Raw genomic sequence first — 23612 nt, 5'->3', positions numbered from 1 at the left:
GGGGATCCGGCGGCCGTCAGTCGAGCGCGTCCTCGATCGAGGCCATCGGCAACGCGAACAGCATGCGGTCCGACTGCGACCAGACCTCGCCGGTCTGCCCCCAGTAGGACAGGGAGCCCACCGCGCCGCTCCAGCACCGCTGGGAGCGGTCCGCACCGCATTCCGTGGCCCGGGCACCCTCCGAGTCCTGGCGCCACAGGGTCCCGCGCCCGTCGTGCCCGCCGGCCGAGCGCCCCAGGTACCAGTCGGTCCGTGCCGTGCCGGCCGGGCGGTACGACAGCACACCGCTCACCTCGGTCGCCCCGGTCTCGTACGCCTCCACCGCGTCGACGTGTCCGGCGGAGTCGACGGCCGGCAGCCCGGTGCGGGCCGGGTCCGTGCTGAGCGCGTAGCGCCACAACCGGGTGGGGCGGTCACCGTCCGCGGGCACCCGCTCGCTCGCCACCAGGCTGTCGGGGGCCGTGCCGCGGTCCAGGGAGATCGCGCCGGGACGCGCGGCCCCGGAGGTGTCGGAGAGCCGGTACGAGGCGACGGCGGGCAGCACGTACGGGTGGCCGTCCGCCGCCCAGCCTCCGGGCACCCGCCCGACGGAGTCCGCGTCGGTGGTGGCGCGCTGGACCCGGTCCAGGTCGTACGCGTACAGCGCTTCGCGGTCCCCGGAGCCCGCGGTGACCAGCAGTTTGTCCTGGTACCAGACCATGCCGGAGACGGGGGAGGCGAGCCCTCGGTAGTCCTGGCCGCCGTCGACCGGGACGGCGAGGAGCGCGGAGGTGTAGCCGAGGCGGTCGGGATCGTCGGCGTCGACGAAGGAGACCCGGGCGAGGCCGCCCTCGGGCGTGCCGTCGTCGCGGGTCCAGGCGGAGAGGACGACGCGGTGGGCGCCCCAGCGGCCGTCCTCGTCGGCGTCCCCGGAGGTGGTGACCGCGCCGGGGCGCCAGCCCTCGGTGTCGTCGCCCCAGCAGTAGGCGCGGGTGGCCGCGGGGGAGACCGGCAGGGCCTCCCGTTCCCCGGCCGTGCAGTCGGCGGCCTCGCGCAGCGTGTGGTCGGTGGAGCCGAGGACGGTGTCGACGCCCACCGGTGCACCCATCGCGGCGGAGAGCCGGTCGAGCCAGGGTTGCGGCACGCGGTGCTCCGTCAGCCGCAGTGCGCCGGTCTCGGCGGCGGAGGTGAGGGGCTCCAGGGCGCCGGGGTCGTCGGCGACCGTGGCCTGCGAGGCGCTGATCAGCGTGGCGGCGCCCGTCAGTGCGAGGGCCGCCCCGGTCAGGGCGGCGCGCAGCGCCCTGCCCCGCCTGCGTCGGCGGTGTCTGCCGCGATGCTTCATCGAACCTCCACGGGCGCCGGACCAACTGGGCTCGACGGTGGTCACGTTGACCGAGGAGCGGATGGGCGGTCCGTAGAGGATGCTACGACAGACGGACGGGTCCGTGGACGCGGACGATGCAAATATGCGAAAACAAACCGCCTTTCCGGTCATCCGGGGCGGACCGGTGCTGACGCGTGGCCGGCGGACGGGAGCCCGGCGGCGGGGCGTGCGGCGGAGCTCGGGTGGGGCGGGCCGGGTGGCGGACGCCGGTGCGTCGTGGCTGGTCGCGCGGCTCCCCGCAAGCCGCGCCCGCCCCAGGGGGCACGGAGGCTCAGGGTGTCGGCAGCGACGCCCGGCGTGCCACGACCGCCGGTGCCGTCGAGTGGGGGAGCAGGTCGCGCGGGTCGTCCGGGAGGACCACCTCGACCTCCGCGTCTTCACAGAAACGATACGGCCGGTGTTCCAGGTAGGCCCCGAGGTACCTCCTCACCCGCGACATCTCGGCCCGTACCGTCACCGTGCGGGCCGGGTCGCCGAACACGTCCTCGGCCAGCCCCGCCGCGCTGCGGCCGGCGCGGTGGACGGCGAGCAGGTACAGCAACTCGGCGTGCCGGGGACTCAGTTCCCGGGCCCAGGCCTCCGCGCCGCCCAGCACCCGGACCGACCAGCGGCGCGGCTGCCCGAGCTCCAGCACGATCCGGGTGGCGCCGAGCGGCACCGGCTCCTCGGCCGCCCGTACCAGCCAGCCCTCACCCAGCGGCTCCACGGTGCACGCGCCGAGCGCCGGCAGCCACCTCGGCCCCGCCGCGGGGGGCTTGGGCAGTGCCACCCGGTCCAGGTACGGCATCCCCGTCACCGCCGCCGTCCAGCCGTCCCGGTCCGTCACCACGGCCCGTCCGCCGAGCCGGGCCAGCACCGGCGCGGCCACCGCCCGCAGCCGCTCCAGCGACAGCATGTGCAGCTCGCGCAGCCGGGCCTCGGCGAGCTTGGCCACCGAGTCGACCCAGGCGAGCGTCGCCGGGTGCATCGTCTCCAGCGGCCCGCTCACGTCGACCACGCCGAGCAGCCGGCCGCTGCGCGGGTCGGTGATGGGCGCTCCGGCGCAGGTCCAGGTCGCCTGGGAGCGGACGAAGTGCTCGGAGGCGAAGACCTGTACGGGGCGCCGGGTGACCGCCGGCGTGCCCACTCCGTTGGTGCCGACGACCTCCTCCCGCCAGTCCGCCCCGAGTTCGAAGCCGAGGCCGTCGGCCTTGCGCAGCACCCGCGCGCTGCCCTCCCGCCACAGCACCCGGCCCTCGTGGTCGGCGACCACCATGATGTGGTGCGCGACGTCCGCGACCGACAACAGGCCCTCCCGCAGCACCGGCAGCACGTGCCGCAGCTCCGAGGCCTCCCGCCGCCGCCGCACCTCGTCGGGGGCCAGCAGCCCGGAGCGGAAGTCGTGCTCGGGATCGACACCGCTGCGCAGCACCCGGTCCCAGGACTGCTCGATCACCGGCCGCGGCGCCACCGGGGCCCGCCCGCCCGAGAGCCTGGCGGAGCGGACCTCGTTGAGCATCCGCGCCGCGCGCGCCGTGTCGACGGCGGCGAACTGCGTCACGTCCATCGGCGAGAGCGCCACTGGTTCCCGTCCTCCCGGAAGCCGGATGTTCGGATACTCGGATGTTCGGATACTTGGATGTTCGTCTGATACCGACCGCTTGCCCGGGACGCGAGGACACAGTCCGCACACGGCCGGCAGCAAGTTGCAACCCCCTGCAACCCTGGTGGGCGGCCGTACCGGTGTACAAACTTGAACCACGTCGCCCCGAGCGGCGTACGCGGCCTGCACAGGCCTGTGTGGCGGGGGTGGTGCCGTGTCGGCGCAGCACCACCCCCGCTTCACCCGATGAAATCAGGCCACGGCCACCGGACGGGCCCGCTCCACCACCGACGCCAGATCCAGCGTCGGCGGCAGCGTGCCGAAGGCCGCGCCCCCGTCACCGCCCAGCCGCGCGGCACAGAACGCGTCGGCGACCTCCGGCGGCGCGTACCGGACCAGCAGCGAACCCTGGAGCACCAGCGCCAGCCGCTCCACCAGCCGCCGCGCCCGCCCCTCGGCGGCCCCCAGATCGGCCAGCTCCGTCAGCAGACCCCTGATCGCCGCGTCCAGACGGTGATCGGCGCCGCGTGCCAGGCCCACCTCCGTCAGATACGCGTCCATCGCGAGCGGCTCCCGTCCGAGTGCCCGCAGCACGTCCAGCGCCTGCACGTTGCCGGCGCCCTCCCAGATTGAGTTCAGCGGCGACTCGCGCACCAGCCGGGGCATCCCCGACTCCTCGACGTACCCGTTGCCGCCCAGGCACTCGGCGGCCTCCACCGCCACCGGCGCACACCGCTTGGTCACCCAGTACTTGGCCGCCGGCACCGCCAGCCGCAGCAGCGCCCGCTCCCGCTCGTCGCCCCCCTCGGCGGCGTCGTAGGCCGCCGCCAGCCGCAGCGCGAGCGTGGTGGCCGCCTCCGACTCGACCGCGAGATCCGCGAGGACGTTGCGCATCAGCGGCTGGTCGACCAGCTTCGCGCCGAAGACCTCCCGGTACGTGCAGTGGTGCACCGCCTGCGCGACGGCCTGCCGCATCAGGCCCGCCGACCCCAGTACGCAGTCGAGCCGGGTCGCCGTCACCATGCCGATGATGGTCCGCACCCCGCGGCCCTCCTCGCCGACCCGGCGCGCCCAGGTCCCGGCGAACTCGACCTCGGCGGAGGCGTTGGACCGGTTGCCCAGCTTGTCCTTCAGCCGCTGGACCAGGAACACGTTGCGGGTGCCGTCCGCCAGCACGCGCGGCACCAGGAAGCAGGTCAGCCCGCCCGGGGCCTGCGCCAGCACCAGGAACCCGTCCGACATCGGCGCCGAGCAGAACCACTTGTGCCCGGTCAGCTCGTACGTGCCGTCCTCGGCCAGCGGGCGCGCCGAGGTGGTGTTCGCCCGTACGTCGCTGCCGCCCTGCTTCTCCGTCATGCCCATCCCGAACAGCGCCCCGGCCTTCAGGTGGGCCGGCCGCAGCTCCCGGTCGTAGACCCGGGAGGTCAGCCGCGGCTCCCACCGCGCGGCGAGCTCCGGATCGGCGCGCAGGGCCGGCACCGCCGCGTGGGTCATCGACAGCGGGCAGCCGTTGCCCGCCTCGACCTGGGTCCACATGAGGAAACCGGCGGCCCGCCGCACGTGCCCGCCCGGCCGCGACCAGGCCGCCGTCAGCCCCGCCGAGACACCCTTGCCCAGCAGCCGGTGCCAGGCCGGGTGGAAGTCCACCTCGTCGACGCGGTGGCCGTAGCGGTCGTGCGTGCGCAGCACCGGCGGATTCTCGTTGGCCTGCGCGCCCCACTCCTGGGTCTGGACCGACCCGCAGCCGCGGCCCAGGCCCGACAGCTCCGCCAGCGCCTCCTCGCGGAGCTCGGGTGCCAGATGCCGTTCGACCGCGGCCGTCAGGGCCCGGTCGGCGGTGAAGACGTCGTAGCCGACCAGCGGCGGGGCCTGATTCGTCACGGTGTGGGTACTGCCTGCCATGACCGTGAACCTACCGTGTCGGGGGCCGGCGGGGGGCCGGTACGGTGCGGCGGGCGTCCGCGGATGAGTGCCACCTCCGGCGGCGGATACCTTTAGGGCGTGCAGCCAGCAAGTGAATCTCCCGAACGGCCCTCCGGCCGGCTCCATCGTGCCCGGGTTCTGTACCGGAACGTCTCCAAACGCAGGACCACCTGGCTGCTGCTCAAGGACACGGTCAACTCGTGCATGGAGTACCGCATCCTCGGCCTGGCCGCCGAGGCCGCGTTCTTCACCCTGCTGTCGGTGCCGCCCCTGCTGCTGAGCGTCATCGGCCTGCTCGGCTACGTCGACCTGTGGATCGGCGCCGACACCACCGAGAGCCTGCGCACCAACATCCTGGACGCCTCCCGCGCGGTGCTCTCCGAGCGGGGCGTCGAGCAGATCACCGAGCCGATCCTGGACGACGTGATGAAGGGCGGCCGGCCCGACGTCATCTCCCTCGGCTTCCTGTTCGCCCTGTGGTCGGGCTCCCGCGCGGTGAACGTCTTCATCGACACCATCACCGTGATGTACGGCCTCGACGGCGTCCGAGGGATCGTCAAGACCCGCCTGATGGCCTTCCTGCTGTTCCTCGTGGCCCTGCTGATCGGGTCCGTCGCCCTGCCGCTGATGGTGGCCGGCCCGGACGCCGTGGTGCGCGTCGTGCCGTGGTCGACGACGGTCGTCCAAGTGCTGTACTGGCCGGTCGTCATCATCCTGTCCGTGGCGTTCCTGACCACGCTGTACCACGTGTCGGTGCCCGTGCGCTCCCCGTGGATCGAGGACGTACCCGGCGCGCTGGTCGCCCTCGCCATGTGGGTGCTCGGCAGCTTCCTGCTGCGCATCTACCTGACCAGCACCGTCGAGGGCCCCACCATCTACGGCTCGCTCGCCGCGCCCGTCGCCGTGCTGCTGTGGATTGGCGTGTCCGCTTTCGCGGTCCTCGTCGGTGCCGCGGTCAACGCGGCCATCGACCGGGTCTGGCCGGCCGCCGCCACCGCCGCGGCCCGCGAGGCCAACGAGCGGCTGCGGCAGGCCCAGGTCGCCGAGTACGTCGCCCGCACCGCCGCGAACGGGGAGGCGGACCCCGACATGCCCTCCGAGTTCCCGGAACGCTGGTCCCGCTTCCTGCCCCCGGAGGACGTCACGTCCCGCCTGCGCACCCACGTGAAGAACGCGCCGCCCGTGAACCACAACAAGCCGGAGGCCTCGTAGGCCCGGTCCGGCAGGGCTCCCGGCGCGCTCGCCGTGTGCGCGAGGAGCGGGCCCGGCGGTGCGGCCTGCCGCCCCTCGCCCGTCGCGGCTGATCACCGCCCGTCGCCCGTCGCACGCTGACCACCGCCCGTCGCCCACCGTGCTGCGGGCGCCGCGTGCTGGCCCGGGTCCTCCGCGGGGCCGGGCGAACCCTCGGGTCGCCGCGACCGTGTGTGCTCGCCGGGCCCAAGCGGTCGGGGCACCCCTCGCGGCCGGGATGCCGTCCGCCGGGCCGGGGCGACTGCCGGGCGCCGTGCTGCGGGCGCCGCGTGCCGGGCTCGGGCACCGCCGGCCGGCGGCACCGCCGGCCGGCCGGGGCGGCTACGCCACGTCCCCGGCCCGCCACGTCCCCGCCGCAGCGCCCTCCCGTACGAAGTCCCCGAAGTCCCTCGGCGCACGGCCCAGCACCTGCTGGACCCCGTCCGACAGATGGGCGTTGCGGCCGTCGAGCAGGGCGCCGAACAGCCCCACGAGGAACGCGACCTCCTCCTCCGGCACCCCGAACCCGGCCAGGTTCTCGCCGTACTCGCGCGGCGGGACGGCCCGGTACGTCAGCGCGCGGCCCGTCACCTCCGCGATCTCGGCGACCGCCTCCGCGAAGGTCAGCAGGCGCGGCCCCGAGACCTCGAGCACCCGCCCGGCGTACCGGTCACCGGAGGCCAGCGCCGCCACCACCACGTCCGCGACGTCCCGCAGGTCCACGAACGGTTCCCGGGCCACGTCACCGGCCGGGAACACCAGCTCCCCGCGCTGCCGCAACTCCTCCACCAGCGGCCCCTCGCTGAAGTTCTGCGCGAACCACGCGGCCCGTACGACCGTCCAGTCCACGCCCGCCCCGGCCAGCGCCTCCTCGGTGGGCCGCGCCTGGTCCTCGCCCCGCGCCGACAGCAACACCAACCGCCGTACTCCGAGCCCCGCCGCCTCCCGCGCGAGCGCCCCGACCGCCCCGGCGGCGTCGGGGGCGCCGACGTCGGTGGGGTAGGCCAGGTAGGCCGCGTCGGCGCCGCGCAGGACATCCGCCCAGGTCGACCGGGACCGCCAGTCGAAGCCGGTCGCCCGGGACGCCGCCCGCACGGTCAGCCCGGCCGCCCGCGCCGCCTCGGCCACCCGCCGCCCGGTCCGGCCGGAGGCCCCCGTGACCACGACCGTCATGTCCCCGCCTGTGTTCGTGTCCGTCATGTGTGTCATGGCTTCAGTCAACTGCCGGGCGCCCCGCGTTCCCATCGTCGAACGACTCGCCGGCATGCGCGTGCGTCTACGCTGTGACGCCATGGACGCACTCGCCGGCCTGCTGGAGGGCCCCCGCGCCCGTGGCGCGTTCATGATCCGCGCCTGTTTCGACCCGCCGTGGGCCGTGCGCGTCGAGGACCGGGCGCCGCTGACGGTGATGCTGCCGGTCCGCGGCGACGCCTGGATCGTGCCGGACACGGGGGAGCGGCTGCGGCTGCGGGCCGGCGACCTCGCCATCGCGCGCGGCCCCGACCCGTACACCTGCGCCGACGACCCCGGCACCCCGCCGCAGGCGGTGATCCTGCCGGGCGGGGAGTGCAGCTACCCCGACGGACGCCCCCTCAACGGCTCGATGGACCTCGGTGTGCGCACCTGGGGCGACCGGACCGACGGCGGCGCGGTGCTGCTGATCGGCACCTACCTGGTGCGCGGCGAGATCGGCGGCCGGCTGCTGGACGCCCTGCCGCCGCTGCTGTCCCTCACGTCCGACCAGTGGGACTGCCCGCTGACGCCCCTGCTGATGACGGAGGTCACCCGGGACGAGCCGGGCCAGGAGGTGGTCCTGGACCGACTCCTCGACCTGCTCGTCATCGCCGCGCTGCGGGCCTGGTTCGCGGGTCCGCGGGCCGAGCCGCCCGCCTGGTACCGGGCCCTGGGCGACCCGGTCGTCGGCCGGGCACTGCGGCTGCTCCAGGACGACCCGGCGCACCCCTGGACGGTGGCGTCCCTCGCCGCCGAGGCCGGGGTCTCCCGCGCCGCGCTCGCCCGGCGCTTCACCGACCTGGTGGGCGAACCCCCGATGGCGTACCTCACCGGCTGGCGCCTCGCCGTCGCCGCCGACCGGCTGCGCGACACCGACGACACACTCGGCGCGATCGCCCGCCGGGTCGGCTACGGCAGCGCGTTCGCCCTGTCCACGGCCTTCAAACGGGTGTACGGCGTCAGCCCGCAGGAGTACCGCACCCCGGCGGCGTAGCCTGGCACCCGTGTACGCGGAACGGGCATCCCGGCTGACCGGCGCGGTGGTGTGGACCAACACCCCGACCGCGCCCGGCACCGGACGCGTCCTGCCCGACGGCTGCATGGACCTGCTCTGGTACGACGGCCGCCTGCTGGTCGCGGGCCCCGACACCCGTGCCCACGTCACCGAGGGAGCGCCGGGCACCTGGGCGGGCGTCCGCTTCCGCCCCGGCACCGCGCCCGCCCTCCTCGGCGTCCCCGCGCACGAACTGCGCGACCGGCGCGTCGACCTCACCGACCTCTGGCCGTCCGCCCGGGCGCGGCGGCTGGCCGCGCGGGTGAACGCGGCCCCCGACCCGGCGAGCGGCCTGGAGGAGGCGGCGCTGTCCCGGGCCGCCGACACCGGGCCCCCCGACCCGCTGCTGCGCCGCATCGTGGCCGCTCTCGACGAGGGCCGCCCGGTCGCCGCCACTGCCGACGAACTCGGTGTGAGCGCACGCCAGTTGCACCGCCGCTCCCTGGCCGCCTTCGGCTACGGGCCCAAGACGCTGGCCCGCGTCCTGCGGCTGCAGCGCGCCCTCGCCCTGGCCCGCGCAGGCACGCCCCTCGCGGAGACGGCCGCCCGGGCCGGTTACGCGGACCAGGCTCATCTGACGCGGGACGTACGGGAGTTGACGGGCGTGGCGCCCGGTGAGCTACTGGCCCGGCGCGGCTAGCGGCGCGAACAGGTCGACGCCGTGGCCGTCCGGGTCGTTCACGACGGCGTACCGCTGCCCCCAGGGCGCGTCCCAGGGCTTGCGCTCGCCGTGGCAGCCGGCGCCGGTCAGCTCCTCGTAGAGCGTGTCGACCTCGGCGGGCGTGTCGCACAGCAGGGCGAGCGAGTGCCGTCCGCCACCGGCCGGCGGCTGCCAGCCGGGCGTGAAGGAGCGGACGGACTCCTCGGTGTCGAGCAGCAGCCGGATCCCGCCCGGCAACCCGGCCTCGGCGTGCGGACCGTGCTCGGCGCCCTCGGGGAAGGCGAAACCGAGCCGGCGGTAGAAGGTCACGGACGCGGCCATGTCGGAGACGACGAGGCCGATGGCGTTGAATCGTGCGGTCATGGGGCCACCGTAGGCAGGGCGTGCGCGGCCGGTCTTGAAGGAATCGGACACGCGGGAAGCGGTGGTGTGGGAAGCGGTGGTGTGGGGGAGACGGGTGTGGGAAAGGGACACGCGGGAAACGGGCGCGGGAGACCGTAGCGAGGTACGCCCGTGCCTCAGGAGCCACTCAAGTCACTTGAACCGCACCGGGCCTGTCGTCCCGGCCGTGTCACGGCGGGCCGAACGACACCGGGCCCCGCGGCGTGTCCACCGTGCAGCGCAGGCCCGTGGGACCGGCGGTGAGCGGCAGTGCGGTGCCGAGGGCGGACAGCAGCGGGCGGATCCCCGCCGGGTCCGTGGCCGTCGCCGTGAGGGCCCGCAGGGGAGTGACGGGCAGACCCGCCGAGGGATGGGGCGTGGCGCCCCAGTCGATGAGGAAGGGCACCAGACCGGAAGGGTGGGCGCCGTCGGTCAGGCGCCACTCCAGGAGTGTGCCGTCGGCTCGGCGGCGGCTCATCGGGCGCACCGTGCCGGGGTCGTGGCCGCGGGCCCGGGCCGCCGCCACCGCCGCGTCCAGGTCGGGCGGGCGGATCGCCCAGGTCACGATCCGCGGCGCGGTGAGCCGGTCGATCCGGAAGGGGCGCGGGCCGTCCGGCGGCGGCTGGCCCGGATCGGGGCCGATGATCTCCAGGTAGCCGGCGCCGCCCAGCCCCACGAGGTGGTTGCGGGTGCCGAGCCCGAGGTGCGTACCGCCGGGCGCGGGGGCGACACCGGTGCGCCGGGTGAAGTCGGCGACCGTCGTCGCCAGATCGGGGGTCGCCAGGACCAGGTGGTCCAGCAGTGCGGGAAGCGCGTTCATCCCGGCCGAGCGTAGGCGGCCCGGCCCGGCTGCGGAACGCCTGTGCGGCAGGATGGCCGTATGACCCGTCCCACGCGCGTCCTGCCGGTGCTGCTGCTGGCACCTCTGCTGCTCACCGCCTGCGGCTCCGAGAAGCCGGACGCCGACCCCGCGTCCGGCACCTCCGCGCGCACGGCCGAGGCCGCCGGTCAGGGAGAACTCGACGCCCGCGCACAGGCCCTGGGCGTCGCGCCCGAACTGGTCCACGTCATCGAGGCCCCCCGGGTTCACCCTGGCCCGGCAGTCCGTCGGCGTCCTCGGCGACGACGGCTTCTCCGCCACCTGGGTCTCCCGCGAGACCGGCGCCCAGCTGCGCCTCTCCGTCGACCGGGGTTCGATCACGGCCGCCACCTGCCCCGAGCAGCCTGTCGGCGACATGTCCGGCGAGCGCACCACCTGCGAGCGCGACGGCGACGCCTGGTACCGCACCGGTGCCGGGCGACACGAGTACGCCGTGCCCGGAGAGGGCCACGTCGTGCGTGTCTCCGGCGAGGCGGACGCCGTACCGCGCGACGTCCTGCGCGGGGCGGCCCTGGCCGCCCACCGCCCCGACGACGCCGAAGCCGCCGATCTCCTGCCCTCCGCCGAGCCGGCGCCCGGCGCACCGGTGGAGCGCGGCGACCTGCCCCCGGTCGGCGACGGTGCTCCCGACAACAACGTGGACGTGGGCGGCTGAACCCGCCCCACCGTTGAACCCGCCCCACCGTCCGGCCCGGCGATCTAGGGTCTGCGGCATGGCACCCAGACTGCTCCTCTACACGCGCACCACCGCCTACCGCCACGACTCCATCCCGGACGCGGTCGACGCCGTCGGAAGGCTGGGGGAGTTCGAGGCGGACCACACGGAGGATCCGGCGGTCCTGGAGCGGCCCCTCGACCGGTACGCCGCCGTCGTCTTCCTCTCCACCAGCGGCGAGGTGCTCACCCCGGCCGGGCGCGCCCGGCTCGCCGCGTACGTCGAGGCGGGCGGCGGCTTCGTCGGCGTGCACGCGGCGGCCTGCACCGAGGAGGACTGGCCGTACTACGGCGAACTGCTCGGCGCCCGCTTCGACCGCCACCCCGCCTACCAGCCGGGCCGGGTGGTCATCGAGGACCGCGACCACCCCGCGACCCGGAACCTGCCCGCCGCCTGGGAGTTCACGGACGAGTGGTACGACTTCCGCAGCAACCCGCGCGGTGCGGTCCGCGTCCTCGCCCGCGCCGACGAGTCGTCGTACGAGGGCGGCGGCATGGGCGGCGACCATCCACTGGTCTGGTGCCGCGACCAGGGCGAGGGCCGCGTCTTCTACACGGCCCTCGGCCACGCCGCCGACGCCTACACCGACCCGGACTTCCGTGCCCACCTGAGGGGCGGCATCGCCTGGGCGGCACGCACGGACCGGGCCGCCGGCCCCTCTCGCGAGTGACGAGCCCGCCGCGCGGACACCGCGACGCTCTGGGGCGCTCTGCTCTGGGGCGCGGTTCTGGGGCGCTCTGCTCTTGCCGTCAGCCGGTCGCCCGGCCCGTGCGGCAGCGGCCCGTCCGCCGGCAGTGCCGCGGCGGCCGGGAGCAGGGCCGGCGGGCCGACCTGCCCTGCCGACCGCCGTGCCGACCACCAGAACACATGGCGCGGGGGAGGTTGATCAGCCCTCACCGGCGGATCCCCCCGCCGTGCGCGGCGGTGCCGTACTCGCGCGTTCCACCAGGCGGGTCGAGAGTTCCGTACGGGTGCTCTCCGGGTGGTGACCGTCCATCATGCGCAGCAGCAGGCGCAGGGCGGTGGCCGCCATCTCGGAGAGGGGCTGGCGGACCGTGGTCAGGGCCGGCGTGACCCAGCGGGCCTCGGGCAGGTCGTCGAAACCGACCACGCTCATGTCGGCCGGCACCGTCATGTCCCGCTCGGCCAGGGCCTCGTACACGCCGAGGGCCATCGCGTCCGAGCAGGCGAACACGGCGGTCGGCGGGACGGGCAGGTCGAGCAGCTCCCGCATGCGGCGGCGGGCCGCGGCCCGGTCGAACCCGGCGTGGCGGACGTACTCGGGGCGATGGTGCACACCCGCCGCGGCGAGGGCGGAACGGTAGCCCGCGACCCGCGCGCTGCTGCACAGCCTGTGCCGCTCACCGGCGACGACGGCGATCCGTTCGTGACCGAGGCGCAGCAGGTGCTCGGTCGCCGTGACCCCGCCCTGCCAGTTCGCCGCGCCGACGGACACCACGCCCGGCGGCGGCTCCACCGCCGGGTCGATCATCACGAACGGGACGCGGTGGTGCTCCAGCCAGGCGTATTGGGCGGCGGTCAGCTCGGCCAGGCTGAACAGCACTCCGGAGGAACCGCGCACGAGGAGCCTGTCCAGCCGGTCCCGCTCCGGCCGCGGCTTCTCCTGGGGGCCGGTCCTGGAGCGGTCCAGGCCCGCCGACACCACGACCTCCAGCCCCGCGTCGTACGCCGCCTCCTCCGCTCCGTGCAGTACCGCGCCCGACCAGGAGCTCTCCAGGGAGTGCATGACGAGGTCGACCAGCCGGGGCGCGCGCGTGGGATCGTAGCGGGGTCTGCGTACGTAGCCGAGCCGGTCCAGTGCCTCCGCGACGCGCCGGCGGGTCTCGGGTGCCACGTCCTCGCGGCCGTTGACCACCTTTGACGCGGTCGGCACCGAGACCCCCGCCTCCCGGGCCACGACCGCCAGCGTCGGCCCGGCCGACGTGCTCGCACCCGCGGTACGGACCATCGGTCAACCACCTCTCCGGCCCGCCCGGGGCCCGGGTAGAAAGCGCTTCCTATACTAGGTTCGCCGTACCACGGCGGGAAGAGCGAGGGTCGCCTCGGGGAACATCGGCGCGCGGCGGTCGGCCCTCCCGGCCTTCTCGGCCCTCCCGGCTTTCTCGACCTTCTCGGCCTTCTCGCGGTCTCTCCTGGCGCGGGGCGCCCCTGCTCCTCGGCGCGACGGCGAGGGAGAGCGTGCTTCCCGTATCCGATTCGCCGCCCGGCGGAACCGCCGGACCGCCGGCTCGTTGAGCTACCCGGGTGAAGGAATGAGGGGATTCGGTGAGGAGGTCCCGGGTGAGGCGAGTCGGTCCTGCCGGTCGCACACGCCCGGTCGGGCCTCACGCACGCCCATGCGGAACATAACCGGAACACCTGTCAGAAAAGTCAACAACCTTTACCATAAGTAAGTTGACGGTAACGAAGCAGTGTATTAAAGGCCATTGACGGGGGCGTCCATGACCAGTCTTCCTGAAATCTCCGCCGAGCTCGCCACCTACTTCGCGCTGGCGGCCGAAACCCTGGGCGTCGCCATGGTGGCGAGCGCCGCACAGCGCGTCACGGACGGGTCGATCGACGCGGGCCAGGGCTACTTCCGCCGACTCTTCCGCCGCGGCGGCGAGGACACCCCGCTCGCCCTCCCCGAGGGCGGCAGCGAACAGCGCGCCGACCGACTGCTCGGCGAACTCTCCCCCGAGGACAGGCAGCGGCTGGCCGCGGCCCTGACGGCGTGGCTCGGCGAACAGCGGGACCGCCGTCCGGACCAGGCCCGCCTGGCGGACCTCCTGGCAGCCGCACCGGCGCCCACCCGCACCTACCACGTCACGGCCCACGGCCCGAACTCGGCCGCCATCGGCTCGGTGGGGGACGGCGCCACCTTCAACTTCGGCGGCGGCAGCCGTCACGGGGACGGAAGGTGAGCTCCGACGGCCCCGGCGCGGGCGGGACCTGCGAGGTCGGCAACGTCAGCGGCAGCGGCAACGGTCAGATCGTGATCGGCACTGTCGGTCCCTACGCCACGTTCAATCGGTGGTTAAAACACTCCGCGCTCCTCACGTGGCCCTCTCTGTCCGTTTTCCTCGTCATCGCCTGGACCATCGGCTACGTCGTCTACGCCGTAGCCCATTGGCCCGGCGGCCCGCAGACCCAGTACGTGTGGTTCTACGTCCTCGCGCCCCTCGCCCTGCTGATCGCCGGTGCCGCCGCCCTGTACCCGGCCGACCGGACCGGGGAGACCCGCGACGCCGAGCAGCAGGCCGCCGACGAACGGCGGCGCGGTATCGTCCGCGCCGTCCTCGTAGGCACCGCCCTGCTCTGCTCCTTCGGCGGCGCGTTCGCCTGGGCGGTCGTCGACCGCACCGGCGAGGTCGGTGTGGAAATGTCCATCGGCGGCACGCAGCCCGTGGGCGACGCCGGCGGCACACTCACGGTGGAGATGGCGCGGCCGGCCCTCGACGACGTACGGGACAAGCTGCGACTGAAGCTGACCATCGTCGACGACGATCCGAGCACACCCACCTGCGTCGGCAGGACCACGGCGACGATCACCGCCGCCACCCCGGGCGTCACCCCGAACACGCGGGAGGTGCCCGCGCAGTCGACCGTCGACTTCGACCTCGGCGGGCGCCAGGGGGCACTCCGGTTCGAGGTCGCCGTACATCCGGAGACGGGCTGCTCCATGCGCCTCGCGCAGGCCCGCGGAACGCTGCACAACGACTGAAGCACGACTGAACCACGACGACCAGGAGGACCGTTCATGAGTGAAACGGGGCGTCGTTCCCGCACGATCCGCATCGGGATCACCGCGGCGGCCCTCGCGGGAGCCGCCCTCGCCGGCTGCTCCTCGGAGCCCCCTTCGCTGCTCGCCGACGGGAGGATCGAGGTCGGCGCCAAGGGCGACCAGCCGGGCACGAGCTACTCACCCCACGACGGCGAGTTCAACGGGTTCGACATCACGGTCGCCCGGGAAGTGCTCGACCGAGTGGGCGTCGAGTCCGTCGATTTCGAAGGCGTCCTGTCCAAGAACCGCGCCCGCGCCCTGCACGAGGGAGACGTCCAGCTCATCGCGGCCACCTACTCGATCACGAAGGACAGGATGACGCCGAAGTCGGAATCGGGACACGGCGAGGGACTCGACTTCGTGGGCCCCTACGCTTCGACCCAACAGGGCGTCCTCGTACGGACCGAGGACGCCGCACGCTACAAGCACCTCAGCGACCTCAACGGACGGCTCGTCTGCGTCTGGGAAGGCACCACCTCCGCGGCGGAGCTCAAGAGAAAGGCGTACGGCGACATCCGCACCGTCACGGAGACGGACGCCCGGGACTGCGTCAGAAGACTGCGGGAGGAGACGGTCGACGCCGTCTCCACCGACCAGCTGATCCTCTACGGATTCATGGAGGACGACCCCAGTCTCACCGTCCGGAAAGGCCTGTCGTTCGGCCCGTTCAACGACTACGGCATCGCCATGGCCAAGGGCCACCGGGACGACTGCAAGAAGCTCCAGCAGGCCCTCATGGACTACGCGCGCAGCAACGACTGGGACCAGGACTTCCAGAACAACCTGCCCCAGGTCCCCAAGGCCATCCGCGACAAGGCCAGGCCCAACGACGACGACATCGACACCTACTCCTGCCGCGACGAACCGGGCAACGCGCAGTTGGACGGCTGACAGCCACCCCGGCGCCGGACGACAGACCGGACCGGTCGCGGTGACGGGCTACCGGACGGGTCGCCGGCCGGTTACTCCTCGTAGGCGGTGACGGTGTCGAGGCCGGCGTGCCGCAGGGTCCGGTGAACGGCCGGGCGGGCCCCGCGGACGGTGAGGGCGGCCGGTTCGGGGGCCCGGGTGACCACGCGCAGGAGCGCGTAGGCACAGGCCAGGTCGATGTGCTCCAGGTCGCTCATCTCCAGGGTCCATGTGCTGGGCTGTTGCAGACGGTGGTCGAGGAGGAGCTCCTCCAGTACGCGCAGCGCGGGGGCGTCCAGGTCACCGGAGAAGGCCAGGACTGCGCGCTGGCCGTCAGCCTCCACGATCCTCACGGGTGGGGACAGGTCGGGGCGATGAGGGTCGACGCTCACGACGGCCTCCTCGGCAGCACAAGCGGGCGTACGTGCCTTCAGTGTCTCTCAGCCATTGTCCCTCAGCGGCGCCGATCGGGACGTCCGGAATAGATCCGCTCGCCGGGACGCTCTGGCATGAGCAGTCCATCAGCGCGGCGAAGGGCTGGTGAGCGTGTGATGACAGGCCGGACACACCCCGTGGTCAGTACGCCGTACGGGGCCGTACGAGGCAGGTACGAGCACGGCGTCGCCGTGTTCCGTGGCATTCCGTACGCGGCGCCTCCCTTCGGGCCCCGCCGGTTCCGCCCGCCCGTGCCGCCCGAGCCGTGGGACGGAGTACGCGACGCGGGCTCCTTCGGCCCCACGGCGCCGAAACCGCCGTACTCCGAGGCCTTCGCCCAGTACCTCTCCGACCCGGAGATTCCCGGCGACGACTGCCTCAACCTCAACGTCTGGACCCCCGAGCCGGACCCCGGCGCCCGCCTGCCCGTCCTGGTCTGGCTGCACGGCGGCGCCCTGACCAGGGGCTCCTCCGCCGTACCCGTCTACGACGGCCGCACCTTCGCCCGCGACGGACTGGTCTGCGTGTCGATCAACTACCGGCTGGGCATCGAGGGCTACGGACTGTTCCCGGACGCCCCCGCGAACGCCGGACTGCGCGACCAGCTCGCCGCCCTGGAGTGGGTGCGGGAGTCGATCACGGCCTTCGGCGGCGACCCCGACCGGGTGACCGTCGCCGGTCAGTCGGCCGGTGCGATCAGCACCGGCGCGCTGCTCGCCGCTCCGCAGGCCCAGGGGCTGTTCCGGCGGGCCGTGCTGCAGAGCGGGGCACCGGAGGCCTCCGACCGCGACAAGGTACGGCGGATGGTCCGCCGCATGGCCTCCCGCCTGAGGATCCCCGCCACCGCCGAGGCCTTCGCCGCCGCCGACCGGGCCCAGCTGCTGCGCGCCCAGGCCGACGTGGGCAGGTTCAGCAGCCCCGTACTCGGCGGACCCGCCTTCGGGATCGTCGTCGACGGGGACGTCGTTCCCCGCGACCCCCTGGAGGCGCTCGTCGAGGGCCGGGCCGCGCTCGGCACCGACCTGATGATGGGCTGGACCCGCGACGAGTACCGGCTCTGGCTGGTACCCGGCGGCCTCCTCGAACGCGTCGACCGGCTCGGCGCCGTGGCCCTGGCGGGCGCCCGCGCCCGCTGCCACTGCGGCAACGAGGTCGTACGCGGCTACCGGGCGATGCACGCGGGCGCCGCCGAGACCGTCGGGCAGCTGGTCACCGACCACCTGCTCCGCATGCCGATGCACCGCCTGGCCGACGCCCGGCCGGGATCGTCGTACGTCTACGAGTTCGCCTGGCCGTCCAACCTGCCCGGCCTCGGCGCCTGCCACGCACTGGAGCTGGGCTTCGTCTTCGACTCGGGGGACACCCCGGACTCCCGCCGGCTCGCGGGCGAGGGCGCTCCGCAGGAGCTGGCCGACGAGATGCACGGGGCGTGGGTGCGGTTCGCCGAGTCCGGCGACCCGGGCTGGGCGGCGTGGGACGCCACGCACCCCGTGCGGGTCTTCGGCACCGGCGCCGCGCACACGGCGTACGGCCCGCGCGACGCCCAGTTCGACCTGTGGCAGGCCGACGTCACCATGCGAGGAATGCGGTCCAGACGGCCGGCCCGACGGTGATGTGGGGGGGCGGTGGGGTCGTCGGTCTTGGAGTCGCGGATGTGGATGGTGGTGGGTTGGGTGGCGACATCTACGCAGTCGCCGCTCTCGCTGCCGCTGTAGCTGGACTCGCGCCACTCGTGGGCGACTTCGATGCAGTTGCCGCCGTCACTGCCGCCGTAACTCGACTTGAACCGACGCGGTTCGGTGCTGCTCATTGCTCTCCCAGGAGACGGCCCAGGAGGCCCCTCGTGTCCTCGGGCGTGAGGACCTGGGACCGCAGCATCGCACACCTCTGAGTAGGAATGGCCACCTCGTCGGGGGTAGCGACGACCGCGGCGGCAACCGGGATACGGCGGCCTCCCAAGCCTGGGAGCCGGCGCGGCCAGACCTCGCCCCACGGTCGCACCAGGCCCGGCCTGAGGAAGGCAGGTGACTCCTGCGCCACGGACGGATGCCGGCACGCGCACCCGGGCGGCCACATCCGTCTCCGGGGTTCGCCATCTCGGTCGTCGGAGGGAGGCGGTATCGGCCCGAGGTCGCATGCGCACAGGACGCCGGATTCGTACGATGAGCCCATGAAGCGACGTTCAGCCGGGCGCTGGCTCCAGGTTGTCGGCATCGGTCACGGGGTCCTCGGGGCGGTGACCTACCGCGACGTCTTCGTCGACATGGCGCGCGAAGGCCTCATCGACTCCGTGCCTGACCGGGGTGACCGGGCCGCGGCCTTCTGGTTCATGGCCGCCGCGCCCGCCCTGTGGATGGGCGGCCGGCTGCTGCGGGCCGCGGAGGAACACGAGGACGTCCCGGCCCAGCGCGCCGCAGGCGTCGTTCTGACCGTTGTCGGTGCGACGGGCACCGCGATGATGCCGAAGAGCGGCTTCCCCGCCCTGGCGGGTATAGGCGGCCTCCTGCTGCGCAGGTCGCTGCGCGGTTAGAAGCTGTCGTTCGGATCAGGCCGACCCCAGGCAGCGGTGCCTTGCAGTCGACGACAACGCCGCAGATGGGCGTGCCAGACCCGCGACCCCGGCAAGATCCGAACGGAACTCCCTGACCAGGCCCCTTGTCAGCGAGGAGGACCCGAACCCGCCCCGTACGGGCTCGGCCCCCGGCGATTCCGGGATCGGGCTCTGTCTGTGGCCGGTGGCAGGATCCGAGGGTGCCGATCACGCGATACCGCCTCGCGAAGTGACGCCTCGGGACACAGAGGAAGTTGGTGGCGAGCGTCGGTCCTGACGCGTGGCGTGGACCACAGCAGCGGAAGGGATTGTTCCTGTGGCCCGGCGGACAGGGTCCCGTCGTTCGCCGTCCACAGCCGTCAGGTCAGACACAGGAAGACTTCACATGTCACTGCGCAGAAGAGTCACCATAACCGCCTTTTCCGCTCTGCTGGTCGGCACCTCGCTGACCGGAGTGGCCTCGGCGGCGGCGCCTGGTGAGGAGACGCTTTCCGCGCCCGTCACCGCAGCCAGCGGATTCAATTGCGAGTCACCGTACATCCGGGACACCGAGAACTACAACGGCTACACGGCGGGGTACTCGTGGGCCTGGAACGTGGAAGTGGGAATCAACTACAACGGTTCCCAGTACCACGACCGGGTGAAAGAGATCCAGTGCCTGGTGAACAATCTCTGGGGATATGACGCGGGCGCTGAGGACGGCATCTTCGGCCCTGCTACCGAGACGGCGATCAAGGCCTTCCAGAAGGACGTGGGCCTTGCCTCCGATGGCATCGTCGGCCCCAACACCTGGCGTGTCCTGCGCATCGGCTACCAGAAGTAGGAGCGCCGACGCGGGGTGCGGAAGGGCCCGCCACCGTGAGGTGGCGGGCCCTTCCGCACGGGGTGACCCGTCAGCGCAGGGCGTTGTTGTACACGTAGTCGGCCACCTTGTCACCGACCACGGTGCCCTGTTCGGCGTCCGAGCGGAAATGCACACCCAGATAGACGCGGCTGAGCGCGTTCTCCCGTGCGATCTCGCTGAACGAGTTGAACGACCGGACGGCGTCCTTCGCGAACGGATCCACCGTCGTCGCTTCCAGCGTGTAGTCGAAGGTGTCGCTGCCGGTGTACCTCTTCATGATGCCCGCCCAGGCAGCCGCATAGGTGGCGTGTCCGGAGATGTACGCGGGGAACGGTGGCGAGAAGTGATTGCCCTCCAGATCCTGCGAGAGAGGCTGCCACGAAGCGTCCTTCGTGGTGGCCGCGTTCCCGTCGGTGTCCGCAAGGTGAATGGCAGTCTCGGGCCGCCACAGGTCCACCTCGGTGATGTACTTGGCGTCCCAGGCGGCTACGCCGGCGTCTGCCAGCGCGATCGACATCAGTGCGTACAGGCGGGCCGTCTGCGTCGGGCGACTGTCCGGCCACCGCTTCTCGACGACGTCGTTGGTGAGGGCGTAGAGGTGGCCCGGGGCCTTGTAGGTGCCGTCCAGGTCGTTGGCCCAGAAATGCGCGATCTCCGTCTGCTCCGCCGTCCGCTTGGTGGTGGCGGGGTCGGCACCGCCGTACTCCTTGACCTCGTTCATCTCCGCCGCGTACTGGGCGCTGGTGAGGGCTGGGGGCAGGGGCGGTCGGAACTGCGAGCCGTACTCGATCCCGAAGGGCTTCACTCGACCCCAGTTGGGCGTGAGCGGGGGGACACCGGGACTGGTGGGGCGCCAGTCGCCCGGCTGGTCTCCGGGGGTGTACGGCACGTTGATGGAAGAGGCGTCCCGCTCTCGCAGGAACGTGATCGCCCTTGAGGTCTTCTCACCTATGTCCTTGCCAATGGCGAAGGCTTCGGGCGTCGTGCTCGGCGACATCGCCAGGGCCGTTTCGAGCTCGTCGGTGAAGTCCAGTTGGGGCAGCGTTCTGCTCAGCACGCCGTAGGCGGCGTGGTCGATCGCCGCGTCGACGGACCCGCCCCCACCGGACGTGGGTCTGATGAGGTACGGCTTACCGATGGGGTGTATCGCGTTGACAGCGTCGTACACGGCAACGTTCATCATCGCGCCCGCCCGTGCCAGACTCCCCGGAGTGGCGTCAGCCTCCTTCAGGCCCTGGAAGCTCTCCACCAGAACCTTGTTCCAGTACACGACATGGTCGGACTGCCCGGCCTCCGCCGCCAGTTCGGCCTGCTGGGCCGCCATCGCCCGCTCGGGCACGGCGGCGAGGCTGCCGACTGCCATCGCCAGAGCTCCGGCGAGGAGAAGTGGAGTCCTGAACTTGCCGCTGTCGATGGTGCGTTGGAGTGCCACGTGCATCCGCCTTCCGTGGGACCGGTTCCATCCGATAGCGGGCGCGAACACGGTGATTCCCCGCGCCCGATCTCGACGTTCCTGCTCACGGGGGCACGGACGGACACATTCCCCTGTTGTGGCGTGAGTCACGTGGGGCGCGAGGTGAACGGGATGCCGGTCCGAGGCCGCCAAGGTTCCGCCGACCCGCCGACCCGCCGACCCGCCGACCCGCCGACCCGCCGACCCGCCGACCCGCCGACCCGCCGACCCGCCACCTGGTCCGCTGGTCCGCATGGCCAGGATCCGCCGGCGCGTCGAGCGCGGCGCGTGCTTCCGGCCTCCCTCGGCCAGGATGAGGTTGCCGTGCTGGGACGTCCGATGCCCGGATGGCACGGAGGACCGTCGGAGGCGGCAGATCGAGGTCGAGGCCCGCAGGACCTCACGGGCGGCCGTACGCGTGCCGACCGACGGACGCCCTTCTTCGGAAACCCGGTGGCGTCGACGATCGGGACGGCATCCCGGTCACCAAGGTGTTCCACGACGTAGTCGCGTACGTCGTCCAGGGCCTCATCGGCGTCCCGCTCGATCCGGTTCAGCAGCCGGCGGATGCGATCGGGACCCGCGTGCCCGGCCTCCTCCGCCAGCGTCCAGCCGTTTTCCGCTCCAGCGGTGCGACCAGTCCCCGCATGGAAGCCAGCGCCGACTGACGCGGTTCCTCCCGGTTGAATCGGTGCACGAACCGCTCATGCAGCACGTCCAGTTCACCGGTCCACAACCTGACATCAGCAAGGTCCCCAGCCATAACCACACCGACGACCGAGCTGGCCAGCAGTCACAGCAAAGACCGTTGCAGTACTAACACTGGATGTGTCCTTGAGCCACTCGACCCATCGACTTGGCGCGGCTAAGTTGGCAGCGCAGATCCCCGTTGAGCAGCTGGAGCAGTGCGTGTCCTCGTTGGATGAGTTGCAGGCCCTGCTGGGCGAGCCCGTCGGTCGGCGTCCGAGTCCGGGAGGCTGGGCGGAAGTTGAGCAATACGTGGGTTCTGCTCTGCCCAGCGACTTCAAAGCTTTCCTCGATGCCTACGGCAGCGGGACCCTCTCCAGTGAGCTCGTTGTCTTTCACCCGCATGGACCAAGCCCGTTGCTGGAGCGCATGCGCAAGACGCATCAGGCGTTCGCTGAGCGTCGAGACAGGGTCCTGGGTGCCGGGGATCTCGAGCATGTCCCATACCCTTTTCACCCCGAACCCGGTGGGTTGATCTCGTGGGGGTTCGACCACAGTGGTGACGAGCACTTCTTCGTGCCCTGCGGACCAGACCCGGACCGGTGGAAGATCGTCACGATGGCCCACGAAGAGGGCTGTGAGACCTTCGACGGCCCGTTCTCGACCTTCGCCCTCGCGTTCGTGCGGCGACTGCTCGACGTGGACCGGTACCACGGCATCGACCCGGAAGCCCTGCGGTACCTCGAGCCGGAGGATCTTGAGGAGCTGGTCGCCGCCGGAGAGATCGGCCCCGTACAGCCGAGCTTCGAGTCGTTCTGAGCGGAGCGGGCCGGGAGACTTCCGGGTCACTGAGGTTTTCTCAGTGAAGACACAGGCCGTTCCCGTTCCCCCGGATCCCGGCCAGCCGGTCGCACGCGATCAGCGTGCCGTCCAGCACCACGTGCGTCATCCCCTCGGCGTGGCAGAGGTCCAACACTTCGTGCAGATCTGGAGCTTGGGCGGCCAGCACGTCGATGCCTTCATGGAGGTAGCGGTAGCCGGTGGCCTGCGAGATCCCGGCATCCCGGGCCAGGCAGTGCACGCAGTCGTGTTCTCGGAACCACCGCAGCACCAGTACTGCCTGGCGGAACGGGCCCAGGGCACGAGAGCCCTTCGGGGTGCCGATCCCGCGTCGGTGAGCGGCCAGCAGCCGGGCGGGGAACTCCACGACGTGGCGTGGGACATCGAGCGCGGCAACGTAGGTGACCAACGTGAAGCCTCTGGTTCTAGGGGACACGATCTTGGCAGACCAGTCCTACCAGGAGCTTCACGCCTGCCCGGCCTCCTTGCCCACCCGGAGATCATTTCGCCGGAGAAGCCTCAATGGGCGAGAGCCACTCTGGGCTCAGCCCCAGGTCTGGCCGGCCGGTTCCTTGATGGTGCGGTTGATCCGGTTGAAGAAGTTGGTCAACGCGACCTTCCTGGCCGCGGCCCGCGAGGGCCGGTTCGAGCAGCTGCTGCAGGTCCTCCACCCCGAAGTGAAGTTCACCGTCCATACCCCGAACGGCACGTTCGTCACGCTCGGAGCCACCGAAGTCGCCACCCGCGCGCGAGTGGCCGGCAGCGCGGCACGAGGACATGCGGCCACCGTCAACGGCCGCCCCGGCGTCATCTCCTGGAGCAAGGACGGCACCCCGCTTTCCCTCCTGGCGTTCACCGTCGTCGACGGCCACATCACCGAGGTCACCGCCCTGGTCGACCCGGCCAAACTCGCGCTCATGGACCTGCCGGACCCGGTGTGACTGCCTACAGGCGAAGGCCGCACCTACGCGAAGTGGTCCACGCCTGATCCCGCAGAGACGTTGAACTCAGCCTCTGAGAAAACCTCACTGCATGGCATACCAAGCGACGAACCTCGTCAGATGGAGGGCCCAGTCACAGCAGTTGA

Annotated in this window: 21 protein-coding genes and 5 pseudogenes; 13 read left to right on the top strand and 13 right to left on the bottom strand. The window is 72.6% G+C overall.

Annotation, left to right across the window (positions count from 1 at the left end; translation table 11 throughout):
- Positions 1 to 16 precede the first annotated feature (16 nt).
- From ACP4J0_RS16385 to ACP4J0_RS16375, 3 genes are all read right to left on the bottom strand, one after another.
- On the bottom strand, positions 17 to 1321 hold the full coding sequence (locus tag ACP4J0_RS16385; protein WP_426599404.1) for a hypothetical protein: 1305 nt from the start codon (positions 1319 to 1321) through the stop codon (positions 17 to 19).
- Between the two features lie 313 nt (positions 1322 to 1634).
- Positions 1635 to 2924: a GAF domain-containing protein gene (locus ACP4J0_RS16380; RefSeq protein WP_426599403.1), complete on the bottom strand. Its 1290-nt coding sequence runs from the start codon at positions 2922 to 2924 to the stop codon at positions 1635 to 1637.
- Between the two features lie 273 nt (positions 2925 to 3197).
- Complete coding sequence (locus ACP4J0_RS16375; protein ID WP_426599402.1) at positions 3198 to 4847, bottom strand: acyl-CoA dehydrogenase family protein; 1650 nt, start codon at positions 4845 to 4847, stop codon at positions 3198 to 3200.
- Positions 4848 to 4946: 99 nt separating this feature from the next.
- On the opposite strand from ACP4J0_RS16375, the gene ACP4J0_RS16370 reads away from it, so the two are divergent.
- Positions 4947 to 6080 (top strand): YihY/virulence factor BrkB family protein, encoded by a 1134-nt coding sequence (locus tag ACP4J0_RS16370; protein ID WP_426599401.1) that lies wholly within the window; start codon positions 4947 to 4949, stop codon positions 6078 to 6080.
- A gap of 360 nt (positions 6081 to 6440) precedes the next feature.
- Here the strand turns inward: ACP4J0_RS16370 and ACP4J0_RS16365 are convergent, their stop codons facing one another.
- Positions 6441 to 7307: an NmrA family transcriptional regulator gene (locus ACP4J0_RS16365; RefSeq protein WP_426599400.1), complete on the bottom strand. Its 867-nt coding sequence runs from the start codon at positions 7305 to 7307 to the stop codon at positions 6441 to 6443.
- 82 nt (positions 7308 to 7389) lie between these two features.
- On the opposite strand from ACP4J0_RS16365, the gene ACP4J0_RS16360 reads away from it, so the two are divergent.
- The gene (locus ACP4J0_RS16360; protein ID WP_426599399.1) at positions 7390 to 8325 is read left to right on the top strand and encodes an AraC family transcriptional regulator; all 936 of its coding nucleotides are present in this window, start codon (positions 7390 to 7392) and stop codon (positions 8323 to 8325) included.
- 10 nt (positions 8326 to 8335) lie between these two features.
- Positions 8336 to 9025: a helix-turn-helix domain-containing protein gene (locus ACP4J0_RS16355; protein ID WP_426599398.1), complete on the top strand. Its 690-nt coding sequence runs from the start codon at positions 8336 to 8338 to the stop codon at positions 9023 to 9025.
- Here the strand turns inward: ACP4J0_RS16355 and ACP4J0_RS16350 are convergent.
- Together ACP4J0_RS16350 and ACP4J0_RS16345 are read right to left on the bottom strand one after the other, a co-directional pair.
- Positions 9005 to 9409, bottom strand: a complete 405-nt coding sequence (locus ACP4J0_RS16350) for a VOC family protein (protein ID WP_426599397.1) — start codon at positions 9407 to 9409, stop codon at positions 9005 to 9007. The genes ACP4J0_RS16355 and ACP4J0_RS16350 overlap by 21 nt on opposite strands.
- A 208-nt stretch (positions 9410 to 9617) precedes the next feature.
- Complete coding sequence (locus tag ACP4J0_RS16345; RefSeq protein ID WP_426599396.1) at positions 9618 to 10247, bottom strand: VOC family protein; 630 nt, start codon at positions 10245 to 10247, stop codon at positions 9618 to 9620.
- Positions 10248 to 10307: 60 nt separating this feature from the next.
- Between ACP4J0_RS16345 and ACP4J0_RS16340 the strand changes: the two are divergent.
- Positions 10308 to 10962: pseudogene (locus ACP4J0_RS16340) on the top strand (hypothetical protein).
- 58 nt (positions 10963 to 11020) lie between these two features.
- Entirely contained in the window at positions 11021 to 11692 is a 672-nt protein-coding gene (locus tag ACP4J0_RS16335; RefSeq protein ID WP_426599395.1) for a ThuA domain-containing protein, read from the top strand.
- Positions 11693 to 11908: 216 nt separating this feature from the next.
- On the opposite strand, the gene ACP4J0_RS16330 is transcribed toward ACP4J0_RS16335, so the two are convergent.
- Complete coding sequence (locus ACP4J0_RS16330) at positions 11909 to 12991, bottom strand: LacI family DNA-binding transcriptional regulator (protein ID WP_426599394.1); 1083 nt, start codon at positions 12989 to 12991, stop codon at positions 11909 to 11911.
- 493 nt (positions 12992 to 13484) lie between these two features.
- Between ACP4J0_RS16330 and ACP4J0_RS16325 the strand changes: the two genes are divergently transcribed.
- The 3 genes from ACP4J0_RS16325 to ACP4J0_RS16315 are packed head-to-tail and all read left to right on the top strand — an operon-like array spanning position 13485 to position 15697.
- Complete coding sequence (locus ACP4J0_RS16325; RefSeq protein ID WP_426599393.1) at positions 13485 to 13946, top strand: hypothetical protein; 462 nt, start codon at positions 13485 to 13487, stop codon at positions 13944 to 13946.
- Positions 13943 to 14746 carry a hypothetical protein gene (locus tag ACP4J0_RS16320; RefSeq protein WP_426599392.1) on the top strand — a complete coding sequence of 268 codons (804 nt, stop codon included), beginning with the start codon at positions 13943 to 13945 and terminating at the stop codon, positions 14744 to 14746. Before ACP4J0_RS16325 ends, ACP4J0_RS16320 begins: the two co-directional genes overlap by 4 nt.
- A 36-nt stretch (positions 14747 to 14782) precedes the next feature.
- Complete coding sequence (locus tag ACP4J0_RS16315) at positions 14783 to 15697, top strand: glutamate ABC transporter substrate-binding protein (RefSeq protein WP_426599391.1); 915 nt, start codon at positions 14783 to 14785, stop codon at positions 15695 to 15697.
- A gap of 71 nt (positions 15698 to 15768) precedes the next feature.
- Here ACP4J0_RS16315 and ACP4J0_RS16310 read toward each other — a convergent pair whose 3' ends face one another.
- Positions 15769 to 16107, bottom strand: a complete 339-nt coding sequence (locus tag ACP4J0_RS16310) for an STAS domain-containing protein (protein ID WP_426599390.1) — start codon at positions 16105 to 16107, stop codon at positions 15769 to 15771.
- 159 nt (positions 16108 to 16266) lie between these two features.
- Between ACP4J0_RS16310 and ACP4J0_RS16305 the strand changes: the two genes are divergently transcribed.
- Positions 16267 to 17763, top strand: coding sequence for a carboxylesterase/lipase family protein (locus ACP4J0_RS16305; RefSeq protein ID WP_426599389.1), 1497 nt, complete (start codon positions 16267 to 16269; stop codon positions 17761 to 17763).
- Between the two features lie 65 nt (positions 17764 to 17828).
- Here ACP4J0_RS16305 and ACP4J0_RS16300 read toward each other — a convergent pair.
- Together ACP4J0_RS16300 and ACP4J0_RS16295 are read right to left on the bottom strand one after the other, a co-directional pair.
- A pseudogene (locus ACP4J0_RS16300) lies at positions 17829 to 17960 on the bottom strand (DUF397 domain-containing protein); the annotation flags it as partial.
- Positions 17957 to 18076, bottom strand: a pseudogene (locus tag ACP4J0_RS16295) (transcriptional regulator); the annotation flags it as partial. The pseudogenes ACP4J0_RS16300 and ACP4J0_RS16295, both read right to left, overlap by 4 nt.
- Before the next feature lie 244 nt (positions 18077 to 18320).
- Between ACP4J0_RS16295 and ACP4J0_RS16290 the strand changes: the two are divergent.
- Together ACP4J0_RS16290 and ACP4J0_RS16285 are read left to right on the top strand one after the other, a co-directional pair.
- On the top strand, positions 18321 to 18680 hold the full coding sequence (locus tag ACP4J0_RS16290; RefSeq protein ID WP_426599388.1) for a DUF6463 family protein: 360 nt from the start codon (positions 18321 to 18323) through the stop codon (positions 18678 to 18680).
- 406 nt (positions 18681 to 19086) lie between these two features.
- Entirely contained in the window at positions 19087 to 19524 is a 438-nt protein-coding gene (locus tag ACP4J0_RS16285) for a peptidoglycan-binding domain-containing protein (RefSeq protein ID WP_426599387.1), read from the top strand.
- Between the two features lie 70 nt (positions 19525 to 19594).
- On the opposite strand, the gene ACP4J0_RS16280 is transcribed toward ACP4J0_RS16285, so the two are convergent.
- Both ACP4J0_RS16280 and ACP4J0_RS16275 read right to left on the bottom strand, forming a co-directional pair.
- Complete coding sequence (locus ACP4J0_RS16280) at positions 19595 to 20983, bottom strand: vanadium-dependent haloperoxidase (RefSeq protein WP_426599386.1); 1389 nt, start codon at positions 20981 to 20983, stop codon at positions 19595 to 19597.
- 443 nt (positions 20984 to 21426) lie between these two features.
- Positions 21427 to 21761 (bottom strand): annotated as a pseudogene (locus ACP4J0_RS16275) (transposase); the annotation flags it as partial.
- Positions 21762 to 21832: 71 nt separating this feature from the next.
- Here ACP4J0_RS16275 and ACP4J0_RS16270 point away from each other — a divergent pair.
- Complete coding sequence (locus tag ACP4J0_RS16270; RefSeq protein WP_426599385.1) at positions 21833 to 22504, top strand: hypothetical protein; 672 nt, start codon at positions 21833 to 21835, stop codon at positions 22502 to 22504.
- Positions 22505 to 22589: 85 nt separating this feature from the next.
- Here the strand turns inward: ACP4J0_RS16270 and ACP4J0_RS16265 are convergent.
- Positions 22590 to 22934, bottom strand: a pseudogene (locus ACP4J0_RS16265) (IS5/IS1182 family transposase); the annotation flags it as partial.
- 166 nt (positions 22935 to 23100) lie between these two features.
- On the opposite strand from ACP4J0_RS16265, the gene ACP4J0_RS16260 reads away from it, so the two are divergent.
- Positions 23101 to 23466 (top strand): hypothetical protein, encoded by a 366-nt coding sequence (locus ACP4J0_RS16260; protein ID WP_426599384.1) that lies wholly within the window; start codon positions 23101 to 23103, stop codon positions 23464 to 23466.
- Positions 23467 to 23612 lie beyond the last annotated feature (146 nt).

The sequence above is a fragment of the Streptomyces sp. WG7 genome (assembly GCF_049975785.1).
Lineage (GTDB): Bacteria > Actinomycetota > Actinomycetes > Streptomycetales > Streptomycetaceae > Streptomyces.
This window is presented reverse-complemented; position numbering and strand designations above follow the sequence as displayed.

Bases quoted from the DNA above. Each gene is read 5' to 3' on its own strand.
- ACP4J0_RS16360 (WP_426599399.1), top strand. From the start codon at position 7,390: ATGGACGCACTCGCCGGCCTGCTGGAGGGCCCCCGCGCCCGTGGCGCG.
- ACP4J0_RS16375 (WP_426599402.1), bottom strand. From the start codon at position 4,847: ATGGCAGGCAGTACCCACACCGTGACGAATCAGGCCCCGCCGCTGGTC.
- ACP4J0_RS16285 (WP_426599387.1), top strand. From the start codon at position 19,087: ATGTCACTGCGCAGAAGAGTCACCATAACCGCCTTTTCCGCTCTGCTG.
- ACP4J0_RS16305 (WP_426599389.1), top strand. From the start codon at position 16,267: ATGACAGGCCGGACACACCCCGTGGTCAGTACGCCGTACGGGGCCGTA.
- ACP4J0_RS16280 (WP_426599386.1), bottom strand. From the start codon at position 20,983: ATGCACGTGGCACTCCAACGCACCATCGACAGCGGCAAGTTCAGGACT.
- ACP4J0_RS16345 (WP_426599396.1), bottom strand. From the start codon at position 10,247: ATGAACGCGCTTCCCGCACTGCTGGACCACCTGGTCCTGGCGACCCCC.
- ACP4J0_RS16260 (WP_426599384.1), top strand. From the start codon at position 23,101: ATGGTGCGGTTGATCCGGTTGAAGAAGTTGGTCAACGCGACCTTCCTG.
- ACP4J0_RS16385 (WP_426599404.1), bottom strand. From the start codon at position 1,321: ATGAAGCATCGCGGCAGACACCGCCGACGCAGGCGGGGCAGGGCGCTG.
- ACP4J0_RS16350 (WP_426599397.1), bottom strand. From the start codon at position 9,409: ATGACCGCACGATTCAACGCCATCGGCCTCGTCGTCTCCGACATGGCC.
- ACP4J0_RS16365 (WP_426599400.1), bottom strand. From the start codon at position 7,307: ATGACACACATGACGGACACGAACACAGGCGGGGACATGACGGTCGTG.
- ACP4J0_RS16315 (WP_426599391.1), top strand. From the start codon at position 14,783: ATGAGTGAAACGGGGCGTCGTTCCCGCACGATCCGCATCGGGATCACC.
- ACP4J0_RS16290 (WP_426599388.1), top strand. From the start codon at position 18,321: ATGAAGCGACGTTCAGCCGGGCGCTGGCTCCAGGTTGTCGGCATCGGT.
- ACP4J0_RS16335 (WP_426599395.1), top strand. From the start codon at position 11,021: ATGGCACCCAGACTGCTCCTCTACACGCGCACCACCGCCTACCGCCAC.
- ACP4J0_RS16325 (WP_426599393.1), top strand. From the start codon at position 13,485: ATGACCAGTCTTCCTGAAATCTCCGCCGAGCTCGCCACCTACTTCGCG.
- ACP4J0_RS16330 (WP_426599394.1), bottom strand. From the start codon at position 12,991: ATGGTCCGTACCGCGGGTGCGAGCACGTCGGCCGGGCCGACGCTGGCG.